18 protein-coding genes and 1 pseudogene are annotated in these 22,102 nt (G+C 71.2%); 14 read left to right on the top strand and 5 right to left on the bottom strand.

What is annotated here, in order from left to right; translation table 11 throughout:
- Positions 1–35 precede the first annotated feature (35 nt).
- From FMEAI12_RS33230 to FMEAI12_RS33195, 9 genes are all read left to right on the top strand, one after another.
- Positions 36–1,190, top strand: coding sequence for an ABC transporter ATP-binding protein (locus FMEAI12_RS33230; RefSeq protein WP_235014977.1), 1,155 nt, complete (start codon positions 36–38; stop codon positions 1,188–1,190).
- Complete coding sequence (locus FMEAI12_RS33225) at positions 1,187–2,026, top strand: ABC transporter permease (RefSeq protein WP_235014975.1); 840 nt, start codon at positions 1,187–1,189, stop codon at positions 2,024–2,026. Before FMEAI12_RS33230 ends, FMEAI12_RS33225 begins: the two co-directional genes overlap by 4 nt.
- Before the next feature lie 73 nt (positions 2,027–2,099).
- Positions 2,100–3,503 carry a sensor histidine kinase gene (locus FMEAI12_RS33220; protein ID WP_235014974.1) on the top strand — a complete coding sequence of 468 codons (1,404 nt, stop codon included), beginning with the start codon at positions 2,100–2,102 and terminating at the stop codon, positions 3,501–3,503.
- On the top strand, positions 3,500–4,105 hold the full coding sequence (locus tag FMEAI12_RS33215) for a response regulator transcription factor (protein ID WP_071059593.1): 606 nt from the start codon (positions 3,500–3,502) through the stop codon (positions 4,103–4,105). Before FMEAI12_RS33220 ends, FMEAI12_RS33215 begins: the two co-directional genes overlap by 4 nt.
- 469 nt (positions 4,106–4,574) lie before the next feature.
- Positions 4,575–5,513 carry an oxidoreductase gene (locus FMEAI12_RS33210; protein ID WP_112109079.1) on the top strand — a complete coding sequence of 313 codons (939 nt, stop codon included), beginning with the start codon at positions 4,575–4,577 and terminating at the stop codon, positions 5,511–5,513.
- Positions 5,514–5,627: 114 nt separating this feature from the next.
- The gene (locus tag FMEAI12_RS38965) at positions 5,628–6,194 is read left to right on the top strand and encodes a cytochrome P450 (RefSeq protein WP_235014972.1); all 567 of its coding nucleotides are present in this window, start codon (positions 5,628–5,630) and stop codon (positions 6,192–6,194) included.
- The gene (locus tag FMEAI12_RS38960) at positions 6,191–6,847 is read left to right on the top strand and encodes a cytochrome P450 (protein ID WP_235014970.1); all 657 of its coding nucleotides are present in this window, start codon (positions 6,191–6,193) and stop codon (positions 6,845–6,847) included. Before FMEAI12_RS38965 ends, FMEAI12_RS38960 begins: the two co-directional genes overlap by 4 nt.
- Positions 6,848–6,957: 110 nt before the next feature.
- Entirely contained in the window at positions 6,958–7,164 is a 207-nt protein-coding gene (locus tag FMEAI12_RS33200; protein ID WP_198541142.1) for an RNA-binding S4 domain-containing protein, read from the top strand.
- Positions 7,165–7,646: 482 nt separating this feature from the next.
- Complete coding sequence (locus tag FMEAI12_RS33195) at positions 7,647–7,883, top strand: hypothetical protein (protein ID WP_112109078.1); 237 nt, start codon at positions 7,647–7,649, stop codon at positions 7,881–7,883.
- A 441-nt stretch (positions 7,884–8,324) separates the two neighbouring features.
- On the opposite strand, the gene FMEAI12_RS33190 is transcribed toward FMEAI12_RS33195, so the two are convergent.
- Positions 8,325–8,663 (bottom strand): hypothetical protein, encoded by a 339-nt coding sequence (locus FMEAI12_RS33190; protein ID WP_020464221.1) that lies wholly within the window; start codon positions 8,661–8,663, stop codon positions 8,325–8,327.
- Positions 8,664–9,114: 451 nt separating this feature from the next.
- On the opposite strand from FMEAI12_RS33190, the gene FMEAI12_RS33185 reads away from it, so the two are divergent.
- A complete protein-coding gene (locus tag FMEAI12_RS33185) occupies positions 9,115–10,293 on the top strand; it encodes an ABC transporter substrate-binding protein (protein WP_112109077.1) in 1,179 nt (392 codons plus the stop codon).
- Between the two features lie 109 nt (positions 10,294–10,402).
- On the opposite strand, the gene FMEAI12_RS33180 is transcribed toward FMEAI12_RS33185, so the two are convergent.
- A complete protein-coding gene (locus tag FMEAI12_RS33180; RefSeq protein WP_112109076.1) occupies positions 10,403–12,376 on the bottom strand; it encodes a long-chain fatty acid--CoA ligase in 1,974 nt (657 codons plus the stop codon).
- Positions 12,377–13,267: 891 nt separating this feature from the next.
- Between FMEAI12_RS33180 and FMEAI12_RS33175 the strand changes: the two genes are divergently transcribed.
- The 3 genes from FMEAI12_RS33175 to FMEAI12_RS40370 all read left to right on the top strand — a co-directional run bounded on the left by FMEAI12_RS33175 (position 13,268) and on the right by FMEAI12_RS40370 (position 14,821).
- Complete coding sequence (locus tag FMEAI12_RS33175; protein WP_112109075.1) at positions 13,268–13,579, top strand: nuclear transport factor 2 family protein; 312 nt, start codon at positions 13,268–13,270, stop codon at positions 13,577–13,579.
- Positions 13,580–13,850: 271 nt separating this feature from the next.
- Entirely contained in the window at positions 13,851–14,411 is a 561-nt protein-coding gene (locus FMEAI12_RS33170) for a TetR/AcrR family transcriptional regulator (RefSeq protein ID WP_112109074.1), read from the top strand.
- Positions 14,412–14,527: 116 nt separating this feature from the next.
- Positions 14,528–14,821: a CocE/NonD family hydrolase C-terminal non-catalytic domain-containing protein gene (locus FMEAI12_RS40370; protein ID WP_368672134.1), complete on the top strand. Its 294-nt coding sequence runs from the start codon at positions 14,528–14,530 to the stop codon at positions 14,819–14,821.
- A gap of 279 nt (positions 14,822–15,100) precedes the next feature.
- Here FMEAI12_RS40370 and FMEAI12_RS33165 read toward each other — a convergent pair.
- The 3 genes and pseudogenes from FMEAI12_RS33165 to FMEAI12_RS33155 all read right to left on the bottom strand — a co-directional run.
- Positions 15,101–16,345, bottom strand: a pseudogene (locus FMEAI12_RS33165) (DHA2 family efflux MFS transporter permease subunit); the annotation flags it as partial.
- A 174-nt stretch (positions 16,346–16,519) separates the two neighbouring features.
- Positions 16,520–17,725 (bottom strand): ABC transporter substrate-binding protein, encoded by a 1,206-nt coding sequence (locus tag FMEAI12_RS33160; protein ID WP_112109073.1) that lies wholly within the window; start codon positions 17,723–17,725, stop codon positions 16,520–16,522.
- A gap of 423 nt (positions 17,726–18,148) precedes the next feature.
- Positions 18,149–19,567, bottom strand: coding sequence for a carboxylesterase/lipase family protein (locus FMEAI12_RS33155; protein ID WP_112109072.1), 1,419 nt, complete (start codon positions 19,565–19,567; stop codon positions 18,149–18,151).
- A 281-nt stretch (positions 19,568–19,848) separates the two neighbouring features.
- Between FMEAI12_RS33155 and FMEAI12_RS33150 the strand changes: the two genes are divergently transcribed.
- Entirely contained in the window at positions 19,849–21,441 is a 1,593-nt protein-coding gene (locus tag FMEAI12_RS33150; protein ID WP_112109071.1) for an MFS transporter, read from the top strand.
- The last annotated feature ends 661 nt before the right edge of the window (positions 21,442–22,102 follow it).

Genomic DNA, 22,102 nt, shown 5'->3' with positions numbered 1-22,102 from the left:
GACACCGTCACCATCGGTGACACGGATGGTGACGGATGCTCGAGGTCATGAACAAGTACGTGGACGAAAACGCCGGCGTCATCACCGCCGGGAATCTCTGGCGTCGCTACGGTCCGGTGGGGCGGCGCGGCCACGACGCGGTCCGGGGGGTGGCCTTCGTGGTGCCTCGCGGCTGCCTGTTCGCTCTGCTGGGCACCAACGGCGCGGGGAAGACCTCCCTCCTGGAGGTGCTCGAGGGCCTGGCCCGGCCGAGCGCCGGCACCGTCCGGGTACTCGGGCGTGACCCGTTCCGGGACAGGCGCCTGGTGCGGCCCCGGATCGGGATCATGCTCCAGTCCGGGGCTTTCCCCGCCGACCTGACAGTCGCGGAGGCGATCAGGGCGTGGGCCGGCACGCTGACATCGCCGCGCCCGGTGGACGAGGCACTCGAGCTGGCCGGCATGCGCGATCGGGCGGGGATTCGCGTCCGGCAGCTGTCCGGCGGCGAGCGGCGCCGGCTCGACTTCGCGGCGGCCGTCCTCGGCCGGCCCGAGGTGCTGTTCCTCGACGAGCCGACGACCGGTCTGGATCCGCAGAGCCGCCGGGCGACCTGGGACGGGGTCGAGGGCCTGGTCACGGCGGGAACGACCGTGCTGCTCACCACCCACTATCTCGAGGAGGCCGAGACGCTGGCGGACCAGCTGGCGATCATGCATCGGGGCCGGATCGTGCGGACGGGCACACCGGCCGAGGTCGTCGCGGCGCAACCCGCCCGTATCACGTTCGAGCTCGACGCCGGACTCCCCGTCGAGCTGCCGGAGTTCCCCGGCGCGCGGCTGCACCTGACCGAGGCGTGGTTCGGCGGCCGCAAGGGCAAAGGCAAGGGCAAGGGCGGGAGCGGCGACGGAGGCGGCAGTGACAGCGACGGGAGTGGGAGCGGCGACGGAGGCGGGGGTGGCGGCTGTGGAAGCGGGGTCCTGCTGACCACCGCGGATCTCCAGCGGACCCTCACGATGCTGCTGGCCTGGGGCGACCGGAACGGGGTGCGGTTGCGCAACCTCAATGCCCGGTCGGCGTCGCTCGAGGAGGCGTTTCTCGCCGTGGCCCGTTCCGAGGTCGCTGTGGACGGTTCCGGCGGTTCGCTCCCCGGCGAGGTCGACCAGCCCGGCCGCCAGGCCCGACCGGATGCGGCGGCGGAGCGAGCGGCGTGAGCGGAGCGAGCGAGGGTGCCGCGCCGGCACGCCCGCTCCCGGGGACGAGCGGCTCCGGTGCGGCGCGTCGGGTCAGGTCGCTGGGCCGCGCCGAGATGGTGCTGCTACGCCGGAACGCCGTTGCGCTGCTCATCGCACTCGGAACACCGGTGAGCCTGATTCCGGTGGTCATGTCGGTCCCGGTCGAGGGCGGCCGATCGACCCGTGCCGGGGCGGCCGCCCTCACCGCGATCACGGCGGTCGTGCTCCTGGCCGCCGTGTACTACAACCTGGTCACCGCGCTGGTGGCCCGGCGCGAGGACCTGGTGCTCAAACGGTTGCGCGCCGGTGAGGTCGGTGACCTCGAGATCCTGGCCGGGACGGCGGCTCCGGCCGTCGCGGTGGCCTGGGCGCAGATCTTCGTGGCGGCCGCGGTCACGGCGGCGCTGTCCGATCTGGCCGCGCCGGTGAACCCGCTGCTCGTGGTGGTCGCCATCGTCCTTGGCACGGCCGTCTTCGTCGCGCTGGCCGCGTTCAGCACCACGGTGACCCGCAGCGTCGAGATGGCCCAGGTGACGACGATGCCGGTGCTGGTCGTGCCGCTCGTCCTGTCCGGGCTGCTCGTCCCGCTCGACGCGCTGGCCGCGCCGTGGGAGCTGGCCGCCCGGATGCTGCCGCTGACCCCGGTGGTCGATCTGATGCGACTCGGCCTGACCGGCGCGGCGGGCGACGGCCGCACCGTCGACTTCACCGGCTCGTTCGAAGCGGCGGTGCCGCCGGCCCTGGTGCTGGTGGCGTGGGTGGTCGCCGCCGGTTGGGCGGCGCGGCGGTGGTTCCGGTGGGAGCCGCGCCGTTGACCGGTTCGCCCGCCGCCGGCTGTCGGGTGTCCGATGGCCCACCCGGCGGGCGGGGCATGACACGGTGGGTTCCATGACCGGGTGGTGGCGCTGGTGGCGCGAGCGCGGCAGCGCCGAGCGCATGGACGCCATCACCCGGTGGCCGCTGTACCTGTTCTCCGCCACCGAGCCGGGGCTGGTGCTGCTGGCGATCAGCTCCCGGCCGGGTGCCTGGGGGCTGGCCGCCGGTGGGCTCCTCGTCGTGTCCGCGCTGCACGCCGTGGCCTGTGTGGTGCTGCTGCGCGCCGGGCTCGCGGCCCATCTGGGCGGGCGGCGGGCGGCGGCCCCGCTGATCGCCGGGGTGGCCGCGGGCGCGGTCGTCCTGGCCGCGATGGGCACCGCCATCCCCGGGTTCGACGCCGATCCCGGCGGCGGTGGCATGTCGGTCACGCTCATCGTGACGATGATCGCCGGTGGCGCGTCGACCGCGGCGGTCACGCCACTGCTGCGGACACCGTCGCTGCTCGCCTGCGTGGTGGTGGGGGCCGCCGGCTGCGCCCTGATCCAGGCCATGGTGGACGCCGTGGCGCCGGCGGCCGACGTGGGCCCCGAAGTCACACCGCTCCAGGCGGCCGGGTACTACGCGTACCCGATTGTGCTGGTGGCGCTGACCTACCGGGTCTCGACCTGGATGCTCGGCGTGGTGTGGGAGATAGACCGGTCCCGGGCGGTCCACACCAGCCTCGCCGTGGCCGAGGAGCGGCTGCGGTTCGCCCGGGACCTGCACGACGTGCTGGGCCGGAACCTGTCGCTGATGGCCGTCCAGAGCGAGCTCGCCGCACGCCTGGCCGAGCACGGAGACGCTGCCGCGGCGGAACGCATGCTGGAGGTTCGCCAGGTCGCCCACGACTCGCTGCGCGAGATGCGCGCGGTTGTCGACGGCTACCGCCGGGCCGACCTGGGCGCGGAGCTCGCCGGCGCCCGGGCGCTGTTGCGCTCGGCGGGGGTGGCCTGTCAGATCACCGGAGGTGTCAGCCGGGAGACCCTCGACCGGGCGTTGCCCCCCTCCGCGCAGACCGCGTTGGGCTGGGTCGTCCGCGAGGCCACCACCAACGTGATCCGGCACAGCGCGGCCACCACCTGCACCGTCGACCTCGATGTGCGCCTCGGGCCCGGGCGCGCACGCACCGCGGTACTGCGGATCACCAACGACGGTGTGCCGCCGGCCGCGCCGGGCACCGCCAGCCAGCACGCCCCGCGACCCGGCGCGGCCCCGAGCCCAGGGCCTGTCGCGGGGCCTGGGCCCGGGCCCACGGCGGGCAGCGGCCTGGCCGGTCTGGGCGAGCGGCTCGCCGGCCTGGGCGGCGTTCTCAGCGTGGCCCGGGAATCCGGGGGCTGCTTCGTCCTGGAGGTTCGGCTCGCCGTCCCGGACGATGTCTCGGAGGGCCCGGTCACGGCACCGCGACCCGCACCCACCGCGGCCGAGGCGCAGCCGTGATCCGGGTTCTGCTCGCCGACGACGAGAACCTCATCCGCGGCGCGCTGGCGGCACTGCTGGCCATGGAGGACGACATGGCGGTTGTCGCCCAGGCCGCGTCCGGGCCCGAGGCGCTGGCCATGGGGCGGCTGCACCGCCCCGACGTCGCGCTGTTGGACCTGCAGATGCCGGGCATGGACGGCATCGCCGTCACCCAGGCGATGCGTGCCGAGGTCCCCGGGTGCGCCAACGTGATCGTGACCAGCCACGGACGTCCCGGTTATCTCAAGCAGGCGCTCGCGGCGGGGGCGCGCGGCTTCCTTCCGAAGACCGTCTCCGCGCAGGTCCTCGCCGACGTGGTCCGGGCGGTGCACGGCGGCGGCCGCTACGTGGACCCGGAGCTGGCCGCGGAGGCGATCGCGGCCGGAGAGAGCCCGTTGACCTCGCGTGAGGCCGAGGTCCTCGAGCTGGCCGCCGGCGGCGCACCGGTCGAGGAGATCGCGGCCCGGGCCGCTCTGTCGAGGGGCACGGTACGCAATTACCTGTCATCGGCTGCCGCGAAGCTGGGCGCCGTCAACCGGCACGAGGCCGTCCAGCTCGCCCGCGCCCGCGGCTGGATCTGACCCGAGGCATCCCCGGCCGGCCGGGGATGAGCATCGAGGGAGCGGGTGGCCTGCCACCTACGGGGCCACAACGGGGCCACAACGGGGCCCGCTCGGCCAGCGGCTATTTCGGCGCCAATCTCCAGGCCAGTCGTTCGACGCGCGCCTAATGGCAAGGATACCGCGACGCCGGTATACGGGCAGCGGGTCCGAGAACGCGCCGGGCGGACGTCCACCGGGCTCGCACAGTTGCCCCTCGTGCCAATGGCAAAGGCGCCGGGTTCCACGTGATCCCGGTGGCGGATGTCCGCCACCGAAGCAGGACGGCGACGGTCTGTCTGGTGCTGGGCCTGGCATGCGCGAGCGCGTGGGCTACGGGAATCACACGCGGACCAGTGCCTGTAGTGTGCTGCCAGTGGTCTCGATATGGCCACGGGTTTCACATCAGATGGGCGGAGATCCTCGCCCTGTATCGATCGCGGAGGTCGTCATGGCGGAAGCGCCTGAGCGGCGGCGTTGGAGTGCGGCCGACGTTCCCGACCTGAACGGCCGGACGGCCGTCGTCACCGGCGCGAACTCCGGAATCGGCTTCGAGGCCGCCAAGCTGCTCGCCGGGCGCGGCGCGACAGTGGTGATGGCCTGCCGTAACCCGGTCAAGGCACAGGACGCCCTGGACACCATCCGGATCGCCGTACCCGAGGCGGACGTCTCAGTACTGCAGATGGATCTCAGCTCGCTCACCTCGGTCCGCAAGGCCGCCGACGCGCTGGTCACGGAGCGCCCCGTCATCGACCTGCTCATCAACAACGCGGGCGTCATGTTACTGCCCCAGGGCAGGACCGAGGACGGCTTCGAACAGCACTTCGGCATCAACCACCTCGGCCACTTCGCCTTTACCGGGCTCGTCCTGGAAGCCGTGACGGCCTCCGACGCCGGTCGCATAGTGACGGTCAGCAGCAACGGGCACCGGATGGGAAAGATCGACTTCGACGACCTCGACCTGGCCCAGAAGTACCGGCCGTTCCGGGCCTACGCCCGGTCGAAACTCGCGAACCTGCTGTTCACCTATGAGCTGCAGCGCCGACTGACGGCGGCGGGAGGATCGGCACGGTCCGTCGCCGCGCATCCTGGTGGCGCGAACACGGAGGTCGGGGGCAACCCCAGCCCGATCCAGCGGAAACTCAAGAAGGTCGTCGACCACATCCCCAACCCCATCGTCCACTCCGCGTTCAAAGGCTCCCTGCCCCTTCTGCGCGCGGCGGTTGATCCATCGACGAGGGGTGGCGAGTACTACGGGCCGTCCGGGCTGCTGAAGATGACCGGCCACCCGGTCCTGGTCACCTCCAACGCCGCGTCGCGGGACACCGGGACCGCCGAACGTCTGTGGGAACTGTCCGAGCGGCTGACCACGGTGACCTACCCGCTCTGAGTGGCGCCGCGGCACCCACCGGCAGCGGGCGACGGCGCGGCGGGCCCACTTCGCCAGGTTGCGACGTTTTTATACTTGGTATAAATTCGTCGCAGCCTACGGCGAGGAGCTCACATGTCGACTGACAGTGCGGCGTCGGGTACGGCACCCGAGTCGGGAAATCCCATGGAGAACCCTGCGTTCCTGACGGCTCCACAGGCCGTCTTCCCCGGGTTACGCGCCCAGCGCGCGATTTCGCTGGGCGAAAGGAGGGTACTGGTCACCCGGAGCGCGGACATCGCAACACTTCTCACAAACCCCGAGGTCTTCTCCTCCGGAGTCGGCGTGGCCCAGACGGGCACCGAGCGGCCGTTGATCCCCCTGCAGATCGACCCGCCGAAACACCGTGAGTACCGCAGGATCCTTGACCCGCTCTTCTCCCCGCAGCGCATGAAGGAGATGGAAGGGCCGATCACCGAGCTGGCCCGCGGCCTCGTCGATGCGATCGCCACCGAGAGCGAGGTGGACTTCGTCCAGCAGTTCTCGCTGCGGTTCCCGTCGCAGGTCTTCCTCGCCCTGCTGGGGCTTCCGCTCGGCGAGCTCCCCACCTTCCTTGAAATGAAGGACGGCTTCATCCGGCCCGAGTCGATCACCGGGCGGCCCCGAGGCCACGAGGCCACGAGGACTCGGTTGCCCTGTTGAAGACGACCGCCGCGTCGATCTACGAGTATTTCGACGCCGTCATCGCCGACCGGCGCTCCACCCCGGGCGAGGACATCGTCAGCCGCTTCCTGCAGACCGAGGTCGAGGGCGCACGCCTCAGCCACGAGGACATCCTCGACATCTGTTTCCTTTTCCTCGTCGCCGGCCTGGACACCGTCTCGGCCTCGCTGGACTGCATGATGCTGCACCTCGCGCTCCACCCCGACCGGCGGCATGCGCTGGTGAACGACCCGACGCTGATTCCGAACGCCGTGGAGGAGCTGCTCCGCTGGGAGTCGCCGGTGATGATGGTGGCGCGATTCGCGACCCAGGACACCGAGATCGCCGGCTGCCCGGTACGCAAGGGCCAGGTGGTGACCGGTCTGCTCGGCGCCGCCAACACCGACGAGCGGGAGATCCCCGAGCCTGAGGCCGTCCGGTTCAACCGCGACGCGAACCGGCACATCGCGTTCGGGCGGGGGCCGCATCGCTGCCTGGGCTCACACCTGGCTCGGCTGGAGCTGCGCATCGCCCTGCGCGAATGGCACGCCCGCATCCCCGACTACCGCGTTCCGGACGGCTTCCAGCCAGCCTTCACGACGACGATCCGCTCGCTTGTCGCACTCCCGCTCCAGCTCGACCCGTCCGCCTGAACCGGCGGCCCTGATCGTTACGACCCCAGCCGCGGGCCCCGCCCGGTCGTCGACCGCGGCGTCCCGCCAGCCGGTCCGGTCGGCGGTCGGCGGTCGGGCATGCTGAGGGAATGCGTGAAGTGAGCATCGACGGCGACGTCATCCGGCTCGGCCAGTTCCTCAAGCTCGCCGACGTCGTCGAGGCGGGTTCGGAGGTCAAGGCGGTGCTGGCCAGCGGGAGCGTCAGCGTCAACGGCGAGGTCGAGACCCGCCGGGGCCGCCAGCTGCGGCCAGGCGACGAGGTGACGCTGCCCGGCGAGCAGCTGCGCGTCGGCTGATCCATCCCCGGCGTGACCTCGGCGCGGCCTGTCCGGATCGGCTGGCGCGCCCCGCCGATGCCGGCCGTCAGGGCCCCGCGCCGCCGACAGACCCTCGCGGGCAACGGGCTCCACTGCCCGCCCGCTGCCCGCCTGCGCCCGCCCGCTGCCCGCCGGCTGTCCTGGTCCGCGCCCGTCGGCGGCGCCCGTTCCACCGGAGATCCCGCCGAAATTCACATTCCCGCCATTGGTGACACACGTCACCGATGGCCGGCCCGAATGTGAGCGGCGCAACCCTGCAGTCGCGATCTCGCGACACTTTTCGGCCGCATTGTGTTCCAGGACACGGGCGTCGGTCACATTTTTCACGGTTCCCTGCCGAGTGCGTCCGAGGTCACGTCGATCGGGCCCACAAGAACTCCGTGGTGCATGCACTATTAATTAGGGCGGCTGAGATTCGACCGCCTCATCACCTGCCCCTTCTCTGCACCCGGGAGCCCGCCGTGCTGAACGCCATCCATGCCGCCACTCACTCCAGCGGGTACGAGAAGCCGGCCACCCGTCGCTCGGACAACCCCTGGCACTTCGGTTCCGAGGAGACCTTCCTGTCCCTTGGCGCCACCACCGCGCAGCCGGAGCGGCGGACGGTCCGCACCCGCCTCGACCTGGCCGGCGAGGCTGTCGGGCAGCGGCGTCCCATCCGTCGCCGGGTCCTGCGCTGGGCGCACTCGCACAGCTGATCGAGGCCGTACCCATCGGCACCAGATCACCGCTGTGTGCCCCACGGCCCCCTGGCTGTGGGCATGAGGAGCGGCGGGAGAAACCATCAGCCGGGCATGTCGATAAACGGCCGGCGATGTAAGAAAGCGCTGGAGGAAGTCCTCCACAGAGGACAGCTGTTCATCCGGGAACTCATCGTGCAGCGTCCGAGAGTTCCCGGCGGCGTGACGCACCGGAACAGCGTTACGTAGGCAACCTACGATCGCCGACATCACCGCTCGTGCCTGAACACCTGGCCGGCGAAGAGACCCGGATACCGACGGGCATCAAGCAGAACAACCGGCCGCGGCTACGACGGCAGTGACGAGGCTGCCGCCCGCGATGGCGGCGGACTGATCTTCACGGTGGACAGCGTCAGCTGCGGATCCGTCAGGCCAGGACCGTCACCGCGGGCTGACGCGTCAACCGTGCCGGGCTGGCCGAGCGAGCTCGGGGCGATGCCGGTCGACCCGCTGCCGGCGGCGGGCGAGGAGCACGTCCGCGAGAGCGTCCGCGCGCTCCATGTCGTCGAGGGTCGCCCGTGATCGCCCGTCGACGGTGAGGATGGCGGCGAGCAGTTCGGCGGACAGTCTCGTCCGCGCCGCGACCCGGGCCACGCTCGGCGGCAGGCCGCTCGACGCCCGAGCGGACAGCGGGCGGGAATCATCGGCTACTCGCTGTGACGGAAACTGCTCGCCCGGCGCGACGGAGTCATCCTGGACGGTGCGAGGGCGTGGCCGGACTCCGAGGAGATCGAACATACATTCGATCCTGGCCGCGATAGATCATCCTGTCAAGTGCCGCGGCGCCGATCGGCCCGAATCGGTGCCGGCGCGGACGCTCGCCCCGACGACACGCCCGACACGTCACCCATCACCCACCGTCGGCACCACCTCGATGGCCGCCGACCACGGTTGGCGCAGCGGGCGCGAGGCCGCGGTAGGCCCGCCGCACGGTGGCGCGGCCCGCGTCGGCCGGTTGGCGATGGCACACGCCCGCCACCAGAGAGAACAGGCGGACTCAGGCCGGTTTACGGCGGTCGCTACCATCCTGACCTGTCCAGAGCGATCGCCACTGAAAGCGGGTTCCTGGTGGGCCGGCGGCTCCGCGAGCTGTTCATCCGGTTTACCGCTCACCGGACCCCGCCATCGCTCCCGTTTACCGCTGATAGGGACGTTTGTGTTTCGGGGTAGTTTGACACGAAAGTTAGGGATGGCGGCCACGATCCTTGTGGTCGCCGCGACCAGTTGCTCGGCCGGCGGGGGCGGGTCCAGTGCATCCAGTGCCTGCGGCGCTCCCGGCGTCACGCCTGATCAGGTCGAGATCGGATTCCTCGTCTCCGATTCGGGTGCGGGTAGCGCCGCGTATGCTTCGGCCCGGGCCGGGATCGACGCCAGGATCGGCCTCGCCAATGACGAAGGCGGAATACACGGCCGCCTGATCACCTACGACTGGCGTGACGACCAGAACTCCCCGTCGCAGAACGCTCATGTCACCGATGACCTGCTCCGGAGTAAGCCCGTCTTCGGCCTCGTGGCGGCCACCTCCGCGATCAGTGGTTCGCTGGAAAACCTTTCCCAGCAGGGGATCCCCGTCGTCGGCCTCGGCCGGACGGACTGGGCCAAGTACCAGAACTTCTTCTCCTACCAGTACGAGCCGTCGCGGGAGACCATCGGTCGCTACATCCAGAGCGGCGGCGGCTCGAAGGTCGCCTTCGTGACCTCGGGGGCGACCACCTTCACGTTGGATATCCTCGCGCGCTACAAGGCCTCCTTCGAGGCACTCGGGCTCGCCACTACCGAGCCGATCTCCTACTCGCGCAGCACGGACAGCCCGGCCGCCGTGGCCCAGAAGCTGGCCGCGACAGGGGCCAACGCCCTGGTCGGCTTCACCGCCCCGCAGGATCTCGCCGCCATCATGCAGGCCGTGCGCGCCGCGCAGCTGAGTTTCGCCACGAGCGTCTCGCTCACGGGGTACGACCGGACCATCCTGCCGACTCTGGGCCAGAGCCTGGCGGGAGTCTCGTTCACCGTGTACTTTCGGCCCTTCGAGGCGGGCGGGCCGGCGATCGAACGCTACCGCAGCGCGATGACACGCTTCGCCCCGCAGACCACCATTCCAGAACAGCAGTTCGCGATGTACGCCTATATCTATACCGACCTGTTCCTGCGTGGGCTTGAGCTGGCCGGTGACTGCCCCACCCGCGAGGGCTTCATCAGCGCCCTGCGCGGCGTGACCGACTATGACGCGGGCGGGCTGATCCAGCCGGTCGACATCGGAAATAACGCCAGCCAGCCGCTCGACTGCTACGCGTTCGTCCAGATGAACCCGGCGGGTAACGCGTTCCAGGTCGTCCGAGAGCATCTCTGTGCCGACGGAACAGGCACCTGACAAGGACGGCACCGCTCCGGGCCGGCCCGTGGGCGTGAGCGGGCCGGCCACCAGCAGCGCGGGCCGGCGGTCAGCGGCCGGGTGGGAAAGCCGGTGGGTGCCCCGAGAATCACGAGGAATGGTTCGCGGCCACCGCACGCGGCATGACCTCGACATTGGCGGGCGCCGCGAACATCGCCGCGATCTCGGCCTGGTATTTCGCCGCGATCTGATCGCGGCGGAGTTTCGCGGTGGGCGTGAGCTCGTCGGAGTCGAGCGGCCACTCGTGGCGCAGCACGTGAAACCGCCGGACCTTCTCCTGGCGCACGAGCAGGTCGTTGGCCCGGGCGATCTGCCGCCCGACCTCGGCCAGCACCCGCGGATCGGCCGCGAGCTCGTCGACGTGCGTGAACGGGATCCCGTTCACGCCGGCCCAGACCGCGGCGGCCTGGGGGTCCAGGACGACGAGAGCACCCAGCGCCGGCTGGCCGTCGCCGAGCACGCACACCTGCCCCACCAGCAGCTGCGCCGCGAGCGCGAACTCGACCGCCACAGGTGAGACGTTCTCGCCTCCGGCGGTGATGATGAGCTCCTTCTTACGTCCCCGCAGCCGGACGTAGCCGTCGTCGATGGTGGCCAGGTCACCGGTGCGCACCCAGCCCTCCGCGTCGACGGCGGCGGCGGTCTGCTCGGGGTCGTCCAGGTAACTTCGGAAGGCGCTGCCGGCGCGGAAGTGCAGCTCGCCGTCCGGCGCGACGCGCAGCTCGACGCCGGGCATCGGGCGGCCGACGCTGCCGAGGCGGTAGGCGAACGGGTCGACCGTGAGCATGCCGGTCGACTCGCTCAGCCCGTAGCCCTCGAACATCGGCACGCCGAGGCCGATCCACGCCGCGGTGAGCTGGGGGTTCGCGGGCGCGGCCCCGATCGCCCCGGTCAGCAGGTCGCCGAGCCCGAGGCGGGCGCGCAGCTCCCGGGTGGCGGGCCGCAGCTCCTCCCGTTCCCGGGCGAGCCGGGGTGGCACATCCCCGCCGGTGAGCTCGAGCAGCGCCGCCTCCTCGCCGACCCGCATGGCGCGGGTGAGCCGCGTCGCGCGGGCCGGGTCGTCCATGGCGCCGATCCACTCCCGCAGGGAGATCAGGTATTTCTCCCACAGCCGCGGCGGCGCGAAGAAGAGGTGCGGCGGCCGGTCGATCAGCACCGATTCGACGTCCGCCGGGTTCGGGCAGGTGATGTCCTCCAGGCCCGCGTAGACGTGGAAGTACTGCGCGTAGAACCGGGTCGCGATGTGTGCCACCGGCAGGTAACTGACCCAGCGGGCACCGGTCAGGTCACGGTCGAGCCGGCGCAGATAGCTCTCACACTGCCAGATCACCGCCCTGTGATCCAGCATGACGCCCTTTGGGACGCCGATCGTCCCCGAGGTGTAGATCACGGTGCACGGGTCGTCGGGGCCGGCGGTCGCGGCCCGCGCCTCGAGGTCGACCGGGTCGGCCGCGAGCAGGTCGTCCCAGCGGAGCACACCCGGCGGCACGTCACCGGCGGCCCCGCCGCCGAGGTTCTCGCCGCCGGCGGCCTCACTGCCGGTACCGCCGCCGGTATCGCCGCTGCCGGTGGGAGCCGGGTCGATGACGACGACGTGCCGCAGGTCGGGCAGCTCGGCGCGCACGGCCAGCACCCGGGCAAGCAGCTCGCGTCCCTCGACGACGACGAGGCTGGCCCGGCAGTGCGCGGCGAGGTAACGCACCCGCTCCGCCGGCGACGAATTGTAGATCGAGATCGGGCAGCCGCCGAGCAGGAGCACGGCGGAGTCGATGACGTGGAACTCCGGCCGCGGGTGCGTCATCAGCAGCGCCCGGTCACCGCGGCCGAACCCGAGACGCTCCAGCGCGCCGGCCATCCGCGCGACCTGCGCGCCGTACTGGCGCCACGTCCACGCCTGCCACTCGCCGTCGCGCATCCAGTGGATGCTCACCGCGTCCGGGCGGGAGCGGCACTGGCGGGCCAACAGCGTGGGGACGGTCAGGCCGGCGACCGCGGCCCGGATGTCCGCCGCCTCGTCTGCCGAGCCGACCACCTCGAAGGATGTCGTCGTGTCAGCCGCCATGTGGCACCCGCTCCCCTCGGTATGCACCCTTGCTCATGGCCCCGGTGACATCGTCAGGTCGCCGTTCGGCCGACCATTGTTCGCGCCGCTGCCGGCGACCGCACGTTCGACGAAGAGCCACCCGCCGCCAGCAGTAGCAGGAGTGCCGGGGCCGACCAGAGCCCTGCCCGCTTCAACCCCGTGTTCCTCCTGGACGTCGACGCCCAACCGCCCGAAGGAAAACAGATCTCCCCACCCTTGTCAATGAACGCTCACAAACCTGGAACGCCAATTTGATGCAGTCAGGGTTATTCTGGCGGTACGCCCGGATTACGATGCTTTCTTCCCCTCAATCCGATAGGCTGCGCGGGTCTCCGCCCTGCCGGCCGGCGCCACCGAACAGCATGCCGGTCCCGGCCGGGGCAGCACGACCGGAGGCCGGGCCGCCCCGGCCCTCCGTCCGACGACAGGGCCCTGGACCAGGGCACGAAGCGCCGCCGGCGCCGGCGGACACCCCTTGACGAGCCGCCCGGTCCGGTAGGTGACTTCTTCTCCCCGCCGCCGCGCACACCGATACCGAAACCGATTCCCGGCGGTCACCGCGGCGGGGAACGTCAGCGCGACAGCCATCGTCGGACGCATTTCGCAACCGCACTGTTCGGCTGCATTTCGCGACCGCATGACGGAATTTCTCGACCGCCTTGAACGGCAGGTCTCACCGATTCATCGGCAGCCATCCGGAAACGTGTCCCTCCCGCTTCTCGACCGTTCCTCCCCTCGCAAGGATGTCAGCGTGACATCATCCACGGATCATTCGGACGCAGACCCGCTCCGGCCCGTCGAGAGCTTCTTCCGGGCCATCAGCACAAAGGACGTCGACGGGCTCAGGGCCTGCCTCGACCCGCCTTCGAGATGATCGTCCCGCAACAGCCGGCCCGTGGCTTCCGGGGGCGTGACCAGGAGATCGCCACCCTGAACACCCTGTTCGAGACGCACCCCGGCTCCGCCGTCGAGATCCATCGGACGGCGGTCAACGGGAACGCGGTGTGGACCGAGACGACCGCGACCGCGGCCGCCACGGGGATGGAGATGGCGGCGGTCGTCATCTGGACCGTCGACCCGGCCGGCACCACGATCTCCAGCGGCCGCTACTACTCGGAGGCCGTCCGGCGGGAGGGCCCGGGGATCACCGGGTTCATCCGCGGTCTCGGCCGGCCCTCGTAGGTGCCCCGGCGGCAGCGCGGCACGCAATTCCCGAGGTCGGACAATCCCGACACGCTTAACCTGATGGAAACCCTGCGCGCGGCTGAATCGGGGCATCTGAAACACCGGTCCGGGGCAGCGGCGGCGCCCCGGACACCATCGCGGAACTCCTGGCAGAATTTGCTGGAACCGTTCGCGCACGCGGACTGGAACCGGCGCCACGCGAGTGGCGCCACACGGCGGATCGCCGGGCCGGCGAACCGCCGGTCCGCGCGGCGGGAGGAGGTGGGCGGTGACCGGGGCCGAGCGGGCCGACGCCGCCCGTAATCGCGCGGCGATCCTGGCCGCGGCGGCGGACCTGTTCGACCGCGAGGGGGCCGAGGAGGTGTCGATGAACGACATCGCCGAGGCCGCCGGGGTCGGCAAGGGCACCGTCTTCCGAAGGTTCGGCGACCGCACCACCCTGGTCGAGGCCGTCCTGCAGCCCCGGGCGAACACGCTGAGCCAGCGCGTCGAGCACGGGCCGGCGCCGCTCGGCCCCGGTGGCAGCCCGACCGAGGCGCTGAGCGCCTACCTCGACGCCCTGCTCGACTTCGTGGTGGCCAACCGGACCCTCATCCGGGCACTCGAGCACCGTGGGCCGAACGCCTACTACTCGAACTCGTCCAGCCGGTACTGGATCGCCGAGCTCGCCCGGCGCCTCGCGGCCGTGCGGCCCGGGGAGGACACCGACTATCTGGCGCACGTCCTGTTCACCGCGCTGCGTGCCGACGTCGTCGACTACCTCGTCGCGGCCCGCCAGATGCCCCTCGATCGCGTCCGCGCCGGTCTCCACAACCTGGCCGGAGTGTGACGGGCTCGCGCCGGGCCTGCTGCTCGCCTGGTTCGACCGCTGGGTGATGGATCTGCCGGACACTCCCGTGCCGGACCGCCCGACGTTCGTGAGCTTCGAGGGTCCCGAAGGCACCGGTGCCGGCTGGCGTGAGGTCTCGAACTACGACCCGGCCGCCCACGGCCGCACCGGGACGCTGCTCCTGGGCAAGGACGGCGTCCTCACCGACGCCGGTGACCGCCGGGGAGCCCACCGCCTTCGAGATCGGCATCCGGCCGGTCCACCACCGCTTCGCCGTCGGCCACCGCATCGGTGTCCGGGTCTCCGGCGGCGCCGCCGACGTCCTCACTCCCAACGCGAGCCCGGTCGACGTGACCGTCAGCACCGGCCCTGGAACCTCCACCCTGGTCATCCCTACCGTGCCCGAGTAGGACGGTCTCCGCGGCGGGCGCGCCGGCCGCGGTCGCGGGCGCGGGCGCGCCAGCCGCCGTGACGGGCGTGGTGGCCCCACCCGCGGCGGTGGCCGGCACCGCCGCGGGTGGGCGCATGGTGGGGGCGGCGTCGGCGTCCCGAACGCGCAGCGCGGCGAGGAGCCCGAGGGCGGCCAGTGCCGCGGCGACGGCGAACGCCCACCGGAAGGAGCCGGTGTCGCCGACGACCGACCCGCCGCCGGGCCCCGTGGCGGCGGGTCGCGCCAGGCTGAGCGCGGTGGAGACCAGCGCGACCCCGAGCGCGGAGGCGAGCTGGCGCTGCGCGTTGAACAGCGCGGAGGCATGGCCCGTCCGCTGCGGGGAGATGGTGGCGAAGGCCGCGGTCTGGGCCGGCATCATCACGAAGCCGATACCGAAGCCGACCCCGAACAGCAGCGCGCGCAGCGGCCAGAGGGATCCGGCCGAGTCGAGAAAGCCGAGGGCGAGCATCGAGGCGGCCGCGAAGACCAGGCCGCCGGCCATCAGCCGGCGCGGCCCGATCCTCGGGTAGAGGCGCCCGGCGATCTGGGTGGCGGTCAGCACACCCAGGGCCTCGGGGAAGACGACGAGCCCGGACGTCGTCGCGCTGGCGCCCCGCACCGTCTGCATGAGCAGCGGGACGAGGAACAGCACGCCCATGAACGCCATGAACGCGATCGACAGGGTCAGGCTGACGGTGCGGAACAGGTCGTTGCCGAGTAGCCGCAGGGCCAGCAGCGGCTGGGTGCGGCGCAGCTCCCACCACACGGTGGCCCCGGTCGCCAGGAGCCCGACCCCGGCGGCCGTGAGGGTCCCGGCCGAGCGCCAGCCGTGGTTCGGCCCGACGGACAGCGCGTAGAGGACGAGGGCGAAGCCACTCGCCGAGAGCACGAAGCCCAGCGCGTCGAAGCGGCCGGCACCCGGCACCCGGGAGCCGGTCAGGAACGCCAGGCCGAAGCCGAACGCGGCGATCCCGATCGGCACGTTGACCAGGAACACCCAGTGCCAGGACGCCTGGTCGGTCAGCACCCCGCCGAGGATCGGGCCGGCGGCCGGCGCGACGACGGTGGGCACGATGAGAATCCGGGCCGCCCGGGCCCGTTCCGCCGGTGGGTAGACCCGGTAGAGCATCGCCATGCCCACCGGGGTGAGCAGGCCACCGCCGACGCCCTGCAGCACCCGGAAGACCACCAGCGCGGTGAGGCTGCCGGCAAGCCCGCACAGGGCGGAGGCCGCCGTGAACACGCCCAGCGCGGCGAGGAACACCGGCCGGCTGCCGAACCTGTCCGCGAGCCAGCCCGACGCGGGGATGGAGACGGCCAGGCTGACCAGGTAGGCGATCACGACCTCGTCGATCGACCCGGAGCTCACGCCCAGGTCGGCGGCGATGGAGGGAAGTGCCACGTTGACGATCGTGGTGTCCATGATCGTGATGAACATCGTCGCGACGAAGAGGGTGGCGACGACGACGCGTTGGCTCGGGCGGCGGTCGAGGGGGACGTCCATGCCGACTCCTTCTGTCCCGCCGCGGCCGAGGTGGGACAGGGCTCCGGCGTCGGACGTCACGGGCCGGCATCATCCGGCCCTCATAGTGAGGCAACCTCACTATGAGGGCGTATGGGAGAGTCGTCAACCGAGGCGGCGGGTGGGGCCGCTCACCACCACCCGCCGCCTGAGGGCTCAGTTCCCCTGGCCGTTGGCGCAGAGTCGCTCGCGCACCACCTGGAACGCGTCACCGGCCGGATTGACCTGGACGAACGCGGCGCACTGAAGCGGGGTGGTCGCGTTGGTGCGCAGGTCGGTCGCCTCGATGAGCCCGCCGGCGTCGTAGTCGGTCACGTTCCGCAGCGCGCTGATGAAGCCCTCGCGGGTCGGGCAGTCGCCGGCCAGCTCAAGTCCGCGCAGGAACATGTCCGCGTAGATGTATCCGTACATGGCGAACTTCTCTTCGGGCTGGACGGCCTGCGGCGCGAAACGGGTCATCGCGTCGCGGTAGCGGTCGATGGCCGGCCCGCCCGCCTCGAACGGGTGGAAATAGACCGGGAAGGAGACCCCGCGCAGCGCCGGCCCCGTCGAGGCGAGCACGCCGCGGTCGTACCCGCTGGTCGAGACGGTCGAAGTGAGAGCCAGGTTCGCCTGGCGGGTGGCCTGCACGATGGCGGCCAGGTCGTCCACGGTGGTGAAGCCCATGAGCGCGTTCGCGCCGCTGCCGGCGATCTGCTGGGCCACCCGCGCCGGGCTGTCGACGCTGGCCGCGAAGGGAATCAGCGGGGCCACCTGCAGACCGACGGCCTCGAACGCGCTGCGGTACCGCCCGGCGACCTCCTCGGTGAACGCCGACCCCCCGGTGCTCACCATGGCGACCTTCGTTCCGCCGTTGGCCTGGAAGTACCGGCCGATCGTCTCCGGCGCCGCGTCGTACAGGTGCGCGAAGACATTCGGGTACTTGGCGTAGGAGGGCTGGGTGAGACCGACGTACGGAACTCCCTCTTTTTCGAGGCTGTCGAGGGAGCCACCGATCGAGGAGGTCACTCCCACCAGGCCGAAGGTGGAGCTGCTGAGATCCTGGGTCACCCGCACGTTCGTGGCCGGGGAGGCTCCGTCGTCCCGCCAGTCGTAGGTGACGCGGCGGCCGTTGACCCCGCCCGCCTCGTTGGCCAGCCCGATCCTGGCATCAACCCCCAGGCGGGCCGACGAGAGCGCCTCGCTGCCCGTGCCCGTGTCGGAGAAGATGAAGCCGAACTTGACCTGGTCGGCCGTGACTCCGGGACTGTCGCAGGGGCCGTTTGCCCCGGCTCCTGCTCCCGATGTCGAGCACCCTGTCAGGGCACCCACGACGATCGCGGCTACCAGGGATAACGGTCCGACCACTCCAGCCTTACGCATACAGATTCCCCCTATGAGCGCGCGGACGAACGCACGCGGCGATGTCGTGGCCGCGGCAGGCCTTCCCTCACTGGGCCGCCCACGGCACCCAACCCTCGTGCCTAAGCATTTCATTAGCGAAGTTTGAGGATCGTAGCCGCTACTCCCAGGACGCCAAATATGGGCCCTGACCTGCACAGACATCGTCACGCAAAGCACAGTTCGCAGCCCTGGGCCAGCGTCGACGCGATGTGCACACAAGGTGCTTCCGGCCGTGTCGAACCATCCCCAATCAGTCCGAAACGGTCGGAAACAATCACGATCACAAGGCGTCGATCTCGCGCCTGGTAACGGGACGACTACCGGTCACCTGACACCGCCGTCCGTCTGGCCTGCCCCGGGTCTCGTGACGCGACTCGGGCCGACCGCGGTTCAGGGAACCTGTCAGCGGCCGGAGCCCGCCGTCGCGGCCTGCTCCCAGATCTGGCGGGACACCGCCTGCGGATCGGCCGCGAGGCGGGACGGCACGTCCCAGATGCGGGTGATCGCCTTGCCCGCCCGGTAGACCGGCCATCCGGGGTCGCCGGTCGCGGCGAACGAGATCCAGGCCGAGCGCATCTGCTCCGACAGGTCGACGACCCCGGCCGGGACGGGATTGCCGAGCAGCATCGACGACATCGTCCCGACGAAGTTGCCGAACGTGAGTGGGGTGTCGATGCCGTGGCAGGCGCCGAGCGCGCCCGCGAAGGCGGGGCTCTGCCAGGCGAACTCGTAGCAGTAGGCGCGGCCGGGATGGTTGCCGACGCACCACAGCGAGGGCATCCGGAAGGCGCCGTCGGAGAGGATCATCGCGTTCAGGTCGGCATCGGACAGATCCGGGTGGGCCGCCCGGTAGGCACCGGCCGCCGAGGGCGGCAGGCCGACCGTCACCGCGGTCGCCGTCGGATCGGCGTCCGCCACGCCCGCCGCGATGGCGAACAGCCGGTACTCGTCACGGGTGGAGCCGGCCACGAGATCGACCTCGCCGCGCAGCCGCCGCCACGGCAGACCGGGGACGAGCTCCCCACCCAGGATCGGCCCGTACGGCGTGATCTGGCCTTCCTCATGCTGAACCGCGTGGATGGCCTCGGGGCGCACGGCTGCCAGGTCGCTGGCGGTGGCGCGCACCCCGAGGGCCGCGGCGATGCGCTCGGAGGTCGCCCGGGCGTGCTCCGGGGTGAGGAAGCCACCGGCGACGCTCTGGGCGATCGCGCGGTTGAACAGCCCCCGCCCCTCGTCCGCCGCCACCAGCACGGCCACCGAGGTACCACCCGCGGACTGGCCCATGATCGTCACATTGCCGGGGTCGCCGCCGAACTGCGCGATGTTGTCCCGCACCCAGTGCAGCGCGGCCAGCTGGTCGAGCAGGCCGCGGTTGAGTGGCGCGTCGGGCAGCCAGCCGAACCCCTCGAAGCCGACCCGGTAGTTCACGGTCACCACGACCGCTCCCCCGCGGGCGAGCGTCGCGCCGTCGTACTCGGGCTGGCTGGCGGAGCCGATCAGGAACGCGCCGCCGTAGAACCACACCAGCACCGGAAGACCACGCCCGGTGGGATCGGGCGTCCACACGTTCACGCTCAGGCAGTCGGTGCCGTCACCGGGATGCCACAGCGACTCCAACCCTCCCATCCACGAGGTCTGCGGCGGGCTGGGGCTGAACCTGGTGGCGTCCAGGGTGCCCGTCCACCGCTCGGGTAAGCGGGGGGCGGCGAAGCGGGCGGGGCCGTCCAGCGGGGCGGCGTAGGGGATCCCGCTGAATACCGCGATGCCGTCGAGATAGTCGCCCCGGACGTGACCGGCCGCCAGGTGCCTTACAAGGTTCATGTGAAGCCCCCCAGGACGTAGCAGGTGCTCCCGGGAGGTGGCTGTTCCACCCGGGACATCGGAAGTCTCGCGCGTGACCTGCACCTTTGCGCCCATTGCCCTGGTGTCAGCGCAATCGGCCAGTACCAAATATGGGCAAACAGCATGAAAAGCTCAGCCGACAGCGGAGATAACAACCCCTCCGCGCGAGGTGTGACCAAGAACCCACCGGTCGTACACGGACATCGCGTCGATGTGCGTGATACACATAGTTGTACTGTACAGCTAATCTTGGGGTGCACATGGACGCCAGCGAAGTCTCGAACGGAGCGAGTCCGGGCCCCGGCCCGGGCCCCGGCCCGGACTCCGGAGCCGGGACGGACGCTCCGTCACGAGCCAGCGCCATCGTCGCCGTCCTGGCCGCGGTCGGCGTCCTGGTCTCGCTCATGCAGACGCTGATGGTGCCGCTGATCCCGGTACTGCCGAAGCTCCTGCACTCCAACGCGAGCGACGCGTCCTGGGCCATCACGGCGACCCTGCTCACCGGAGCCGTCGCGAACCCGGTCTTCGGCCGGCTCGGCGACCTGTTCGGCAAGCGGCGGATGCTCCTGCTCTCCGGCTACATCCTCGTGGCGGGCTCGCTGGTCTGTGCCCTGACCGACTCCCTGGTGCCGATCGTGGCGGGCCGGGCCCTGCAGGGCCTCGGTCTGGCGATCATCCCGCTGGGCATCAGCATCATGCGTGACCTTCTCCCACCGAAGCGGCTGATCCCGGCCATGGCCCTGATGAGCTCGTCGCTCGGCATCGGCGGCGCGCTGGGACTGCCGATCGCGGCGATCGTCGCGCAGAACCTCGACTGGCATGTGCTGTTCTGGGGTTCGGCCATCGCCACCCTGATCCTCATGGCGCTGGTCACGGTCGTGGTCCCCGAGTCCCCCGTCCGGGGTTCCGGCAGCTTCGACCTGCCCGGAGCGGTGGCCCTCTCCGCGGGCCTCGTCGCGCTGCTGCTCGCCGTGTCGAAGGGGAGCACCTGGGGCTGGTCCAGCGCCACCACCCTGGGGCTGTTCGGAGCCGCGGTCGCCGTCCTGCTGGCCTGGGGCCGGTGGGAGACGCGCACGAAGGCCCCGCTGGTCGACCTGCGCACCTCGGCCCGGCGCCCGGTGCTCCTGACGAACCTGTCCTCCACCGTGCTGGGCTTCGCGATGTACGCGATGTCGCTGATCTGCCCGCAGATCATGCAGCTACCCAGGGCCACCGGGCACGGCCTCGGCCAGTCACTGCTCGCCACCGGCCTGTGGATGGCGCCGGCGGGGCTGATGATGATGGTCGTCTCGCCCTTCGCCGGACGCCTGATCACCGCCCGCGGGCCGAAGGCCGCCCTCCTCTCCGGCACAGCTGTGATGACCGTCGGATACGTCGCCGCGCTCGGGCTGATGGGCAGCCCCGTGGGCGTCCTGGTCATCGCCTGTTCGATCAGCGGCGGCGTGGGGCTCGCCTACGCGGCGATGCCAACCCTGATCATGGCCTCGGTGCCCGCTTCCGAGGGCGCCGCCGCCAACGGCCTCAACACCCTGATGCGCTCCATCGGGACGTCGACGGCCAGTGCCGTGATCGGCGTCGTGCTGGCGAACATGACCATCTCCTTCGGGACGACGCAGGTCCCGTCACTGACCGGCCTGCGCGTCGGCTTCCTGATCGGCGCCGGCGCCGCACTGGTGGCCTTCCTGGTAGCCCTCGCCATCCCGGCCCGCAAGTCGGCCGCACCCACCTCCGTCGTTCCCGACCAGCGCAGCCCGCACGACCGGCCGACCGGGGCCGCTGGGGCCGCCGCCGGTTCCGTGGCGGAGGGCACCGCGGGCGCCGCAGCGACGGACGCGGTCGAGGCAAGGGCCTGAGCGACCGCCCCGGCCCATACCCGGCGGAGCCCCGCGCTGACGGGGCCCCGCAGCCGGCACGAGCACGGCGAAGCCCCAAGCCCCGGGATGCGGGACCTGGGCATCTCGGGTCCCACTGCCCGGAGACGTGTGGCTGCCAACCCGCCGTGGAAAGCTCCACGGGCTCCGGCCTGGGCCGCCAACGTTGGCCAGAAGGCCGAACCTTTCCCTGGCTGCACCAGTCTCGCCAGCTCCGCACCCAGTGGGAACGCCGGGTCGACATCCACCGGGCGTTTCTCGGCCCCGCCTGCCCGATCATCTGCCTGCGCAAACTCCAAGCATCATTCGGAACGGGTTTAAGACCGTGTCTGCGGGCGCGGACCGCGTCGTTCACCACGACCTCCTGGATCCGGCATGACTCCACCGACGACCGCTGGCGGCTTCCTCGGGTCTGGTACCGCTGCCGTGTCAAACCCGTTCCCGCTCGGATCACCCACTGACCGTCCGCGAAATCGGCACCGGTGATCCTTGACAACCATCCTGCGCCAGACAATCGCCAGGACATCTGGGGTGACCCGATCACCGCCCTGCCTCGACCCGACCCACCTCGCTTATCATCATCAATCGGGTACATCGGGCGGATGTTTGAGGGGTGGCCGTGCCAGGAGATTCGCCGCTTCCC

The sequence above is a fragment of the Parafrankia sp. Ea1.12 genome (assembly GCF_900465275.1).
In the GTDB taxonomy this organism is placed as follows: domain Bacteria; phylum Actinomycetota; class Actinomycetes; order Frankiales; family Frankiaceae; genus Parafrankia; species Parafrankia soli.
Note: the sequence above shows the minus strand (reverse complement) of the source record. Positions and strands in the feature narration are given on the sequence as shown.

Excerpts from the sequence above, each read along its gene's own strand:
- FMEAI12_RS33230 (WP_235014977.1), top strand. The coding sequence starts at position 36 with ATGCTCGAGGTCATGAACAAGTACGTGGACGAAAACGCCGGCGTCATC.
- FMEAI12_RS33220 (WP_235014974.1), top strand. The coding sequence starts at position 2,100 with ATGACCGGGTGGTGGCGCTGGTGGCGCGAGCGCGGCAGCGCCGAGCGC.
- FMEAI12_RS33210 (WP_112109079.1), top strand. The coding sequence starts at position 4,575 with ATGGCGGAAGCGCCTGAGCGGCGGCGTTGGAGTGCGGCCGACGTTCCC.
- FMEAI12_RS38965 (WP_235014972.1), top strand. The coding sequence starts at position 5,628 with ATGTCGACTGACAGTGCGGCGTCGGGTACGGCACCCGAGTCGGGAAAT.
- FMEAI12_RS33200 (WP_198541142.1), top strand. The coding sequence starts at position 6,958 with ATGCGTGAAGTGAGCATCGACGGCGACGTCATCCGGCTCGGCCAGTTC.
- FMEAI12_RS33190 (WP_020464221.1), bottom strand. The coding sequence starts at position 8,663 with ATGTTCGATCTCCTCGGAGTCCGGCCACGCCCTCGCACCGTCCAGGAT.
- FMEAI12_RS33185 (WP_112109077.1), top strand. The coding sequence starts at position 9,115 with ATGGCGGCCACGATCCTTGTGGTCGCCGCGACCAGTTGCTCGGCCGGC.
- FMEAI12_RS33180 (WP_112109076.1), bottom strand. The coding sequence starts at position 12,376 with ATGGCGGCTGACACGACGACATCCTTCGAGGTGGTCGGCTCGGCAGAC.
- FMEAI12_RS33175 (WP_112109075.1), top strand. The coding sequence starts at position 13,268 with ATGATCGTCCCGCAACAGCCGGCCCGTGGCTTCCGGGGGCGTGACCAG.
- FMEAI12_RS33160 (WP_112109073.1), bottom strand. The coding sequence starts at position 17,725 with ATGCGTAAGGCTGGAGTGGTCGGACCGTTATCCCTGGTAGCCGCGATC.
- FMEAI12_RS33155 (WP_112109072.1), bottom strand. The coding sequence starts at position 19,567 with ATGAACCTTGTAAGGCACCTGGCGGCCGGTCACGTCCGGGGCGACTAT.
- FMEAI12_RS33150 (WP_112109071.1), top strand. The coding sequence starts at position 19,849 with ATGGACGCCAGCGAAGTCTCGAACGGAGCGAGTCCGGGCCCCGGCCCG.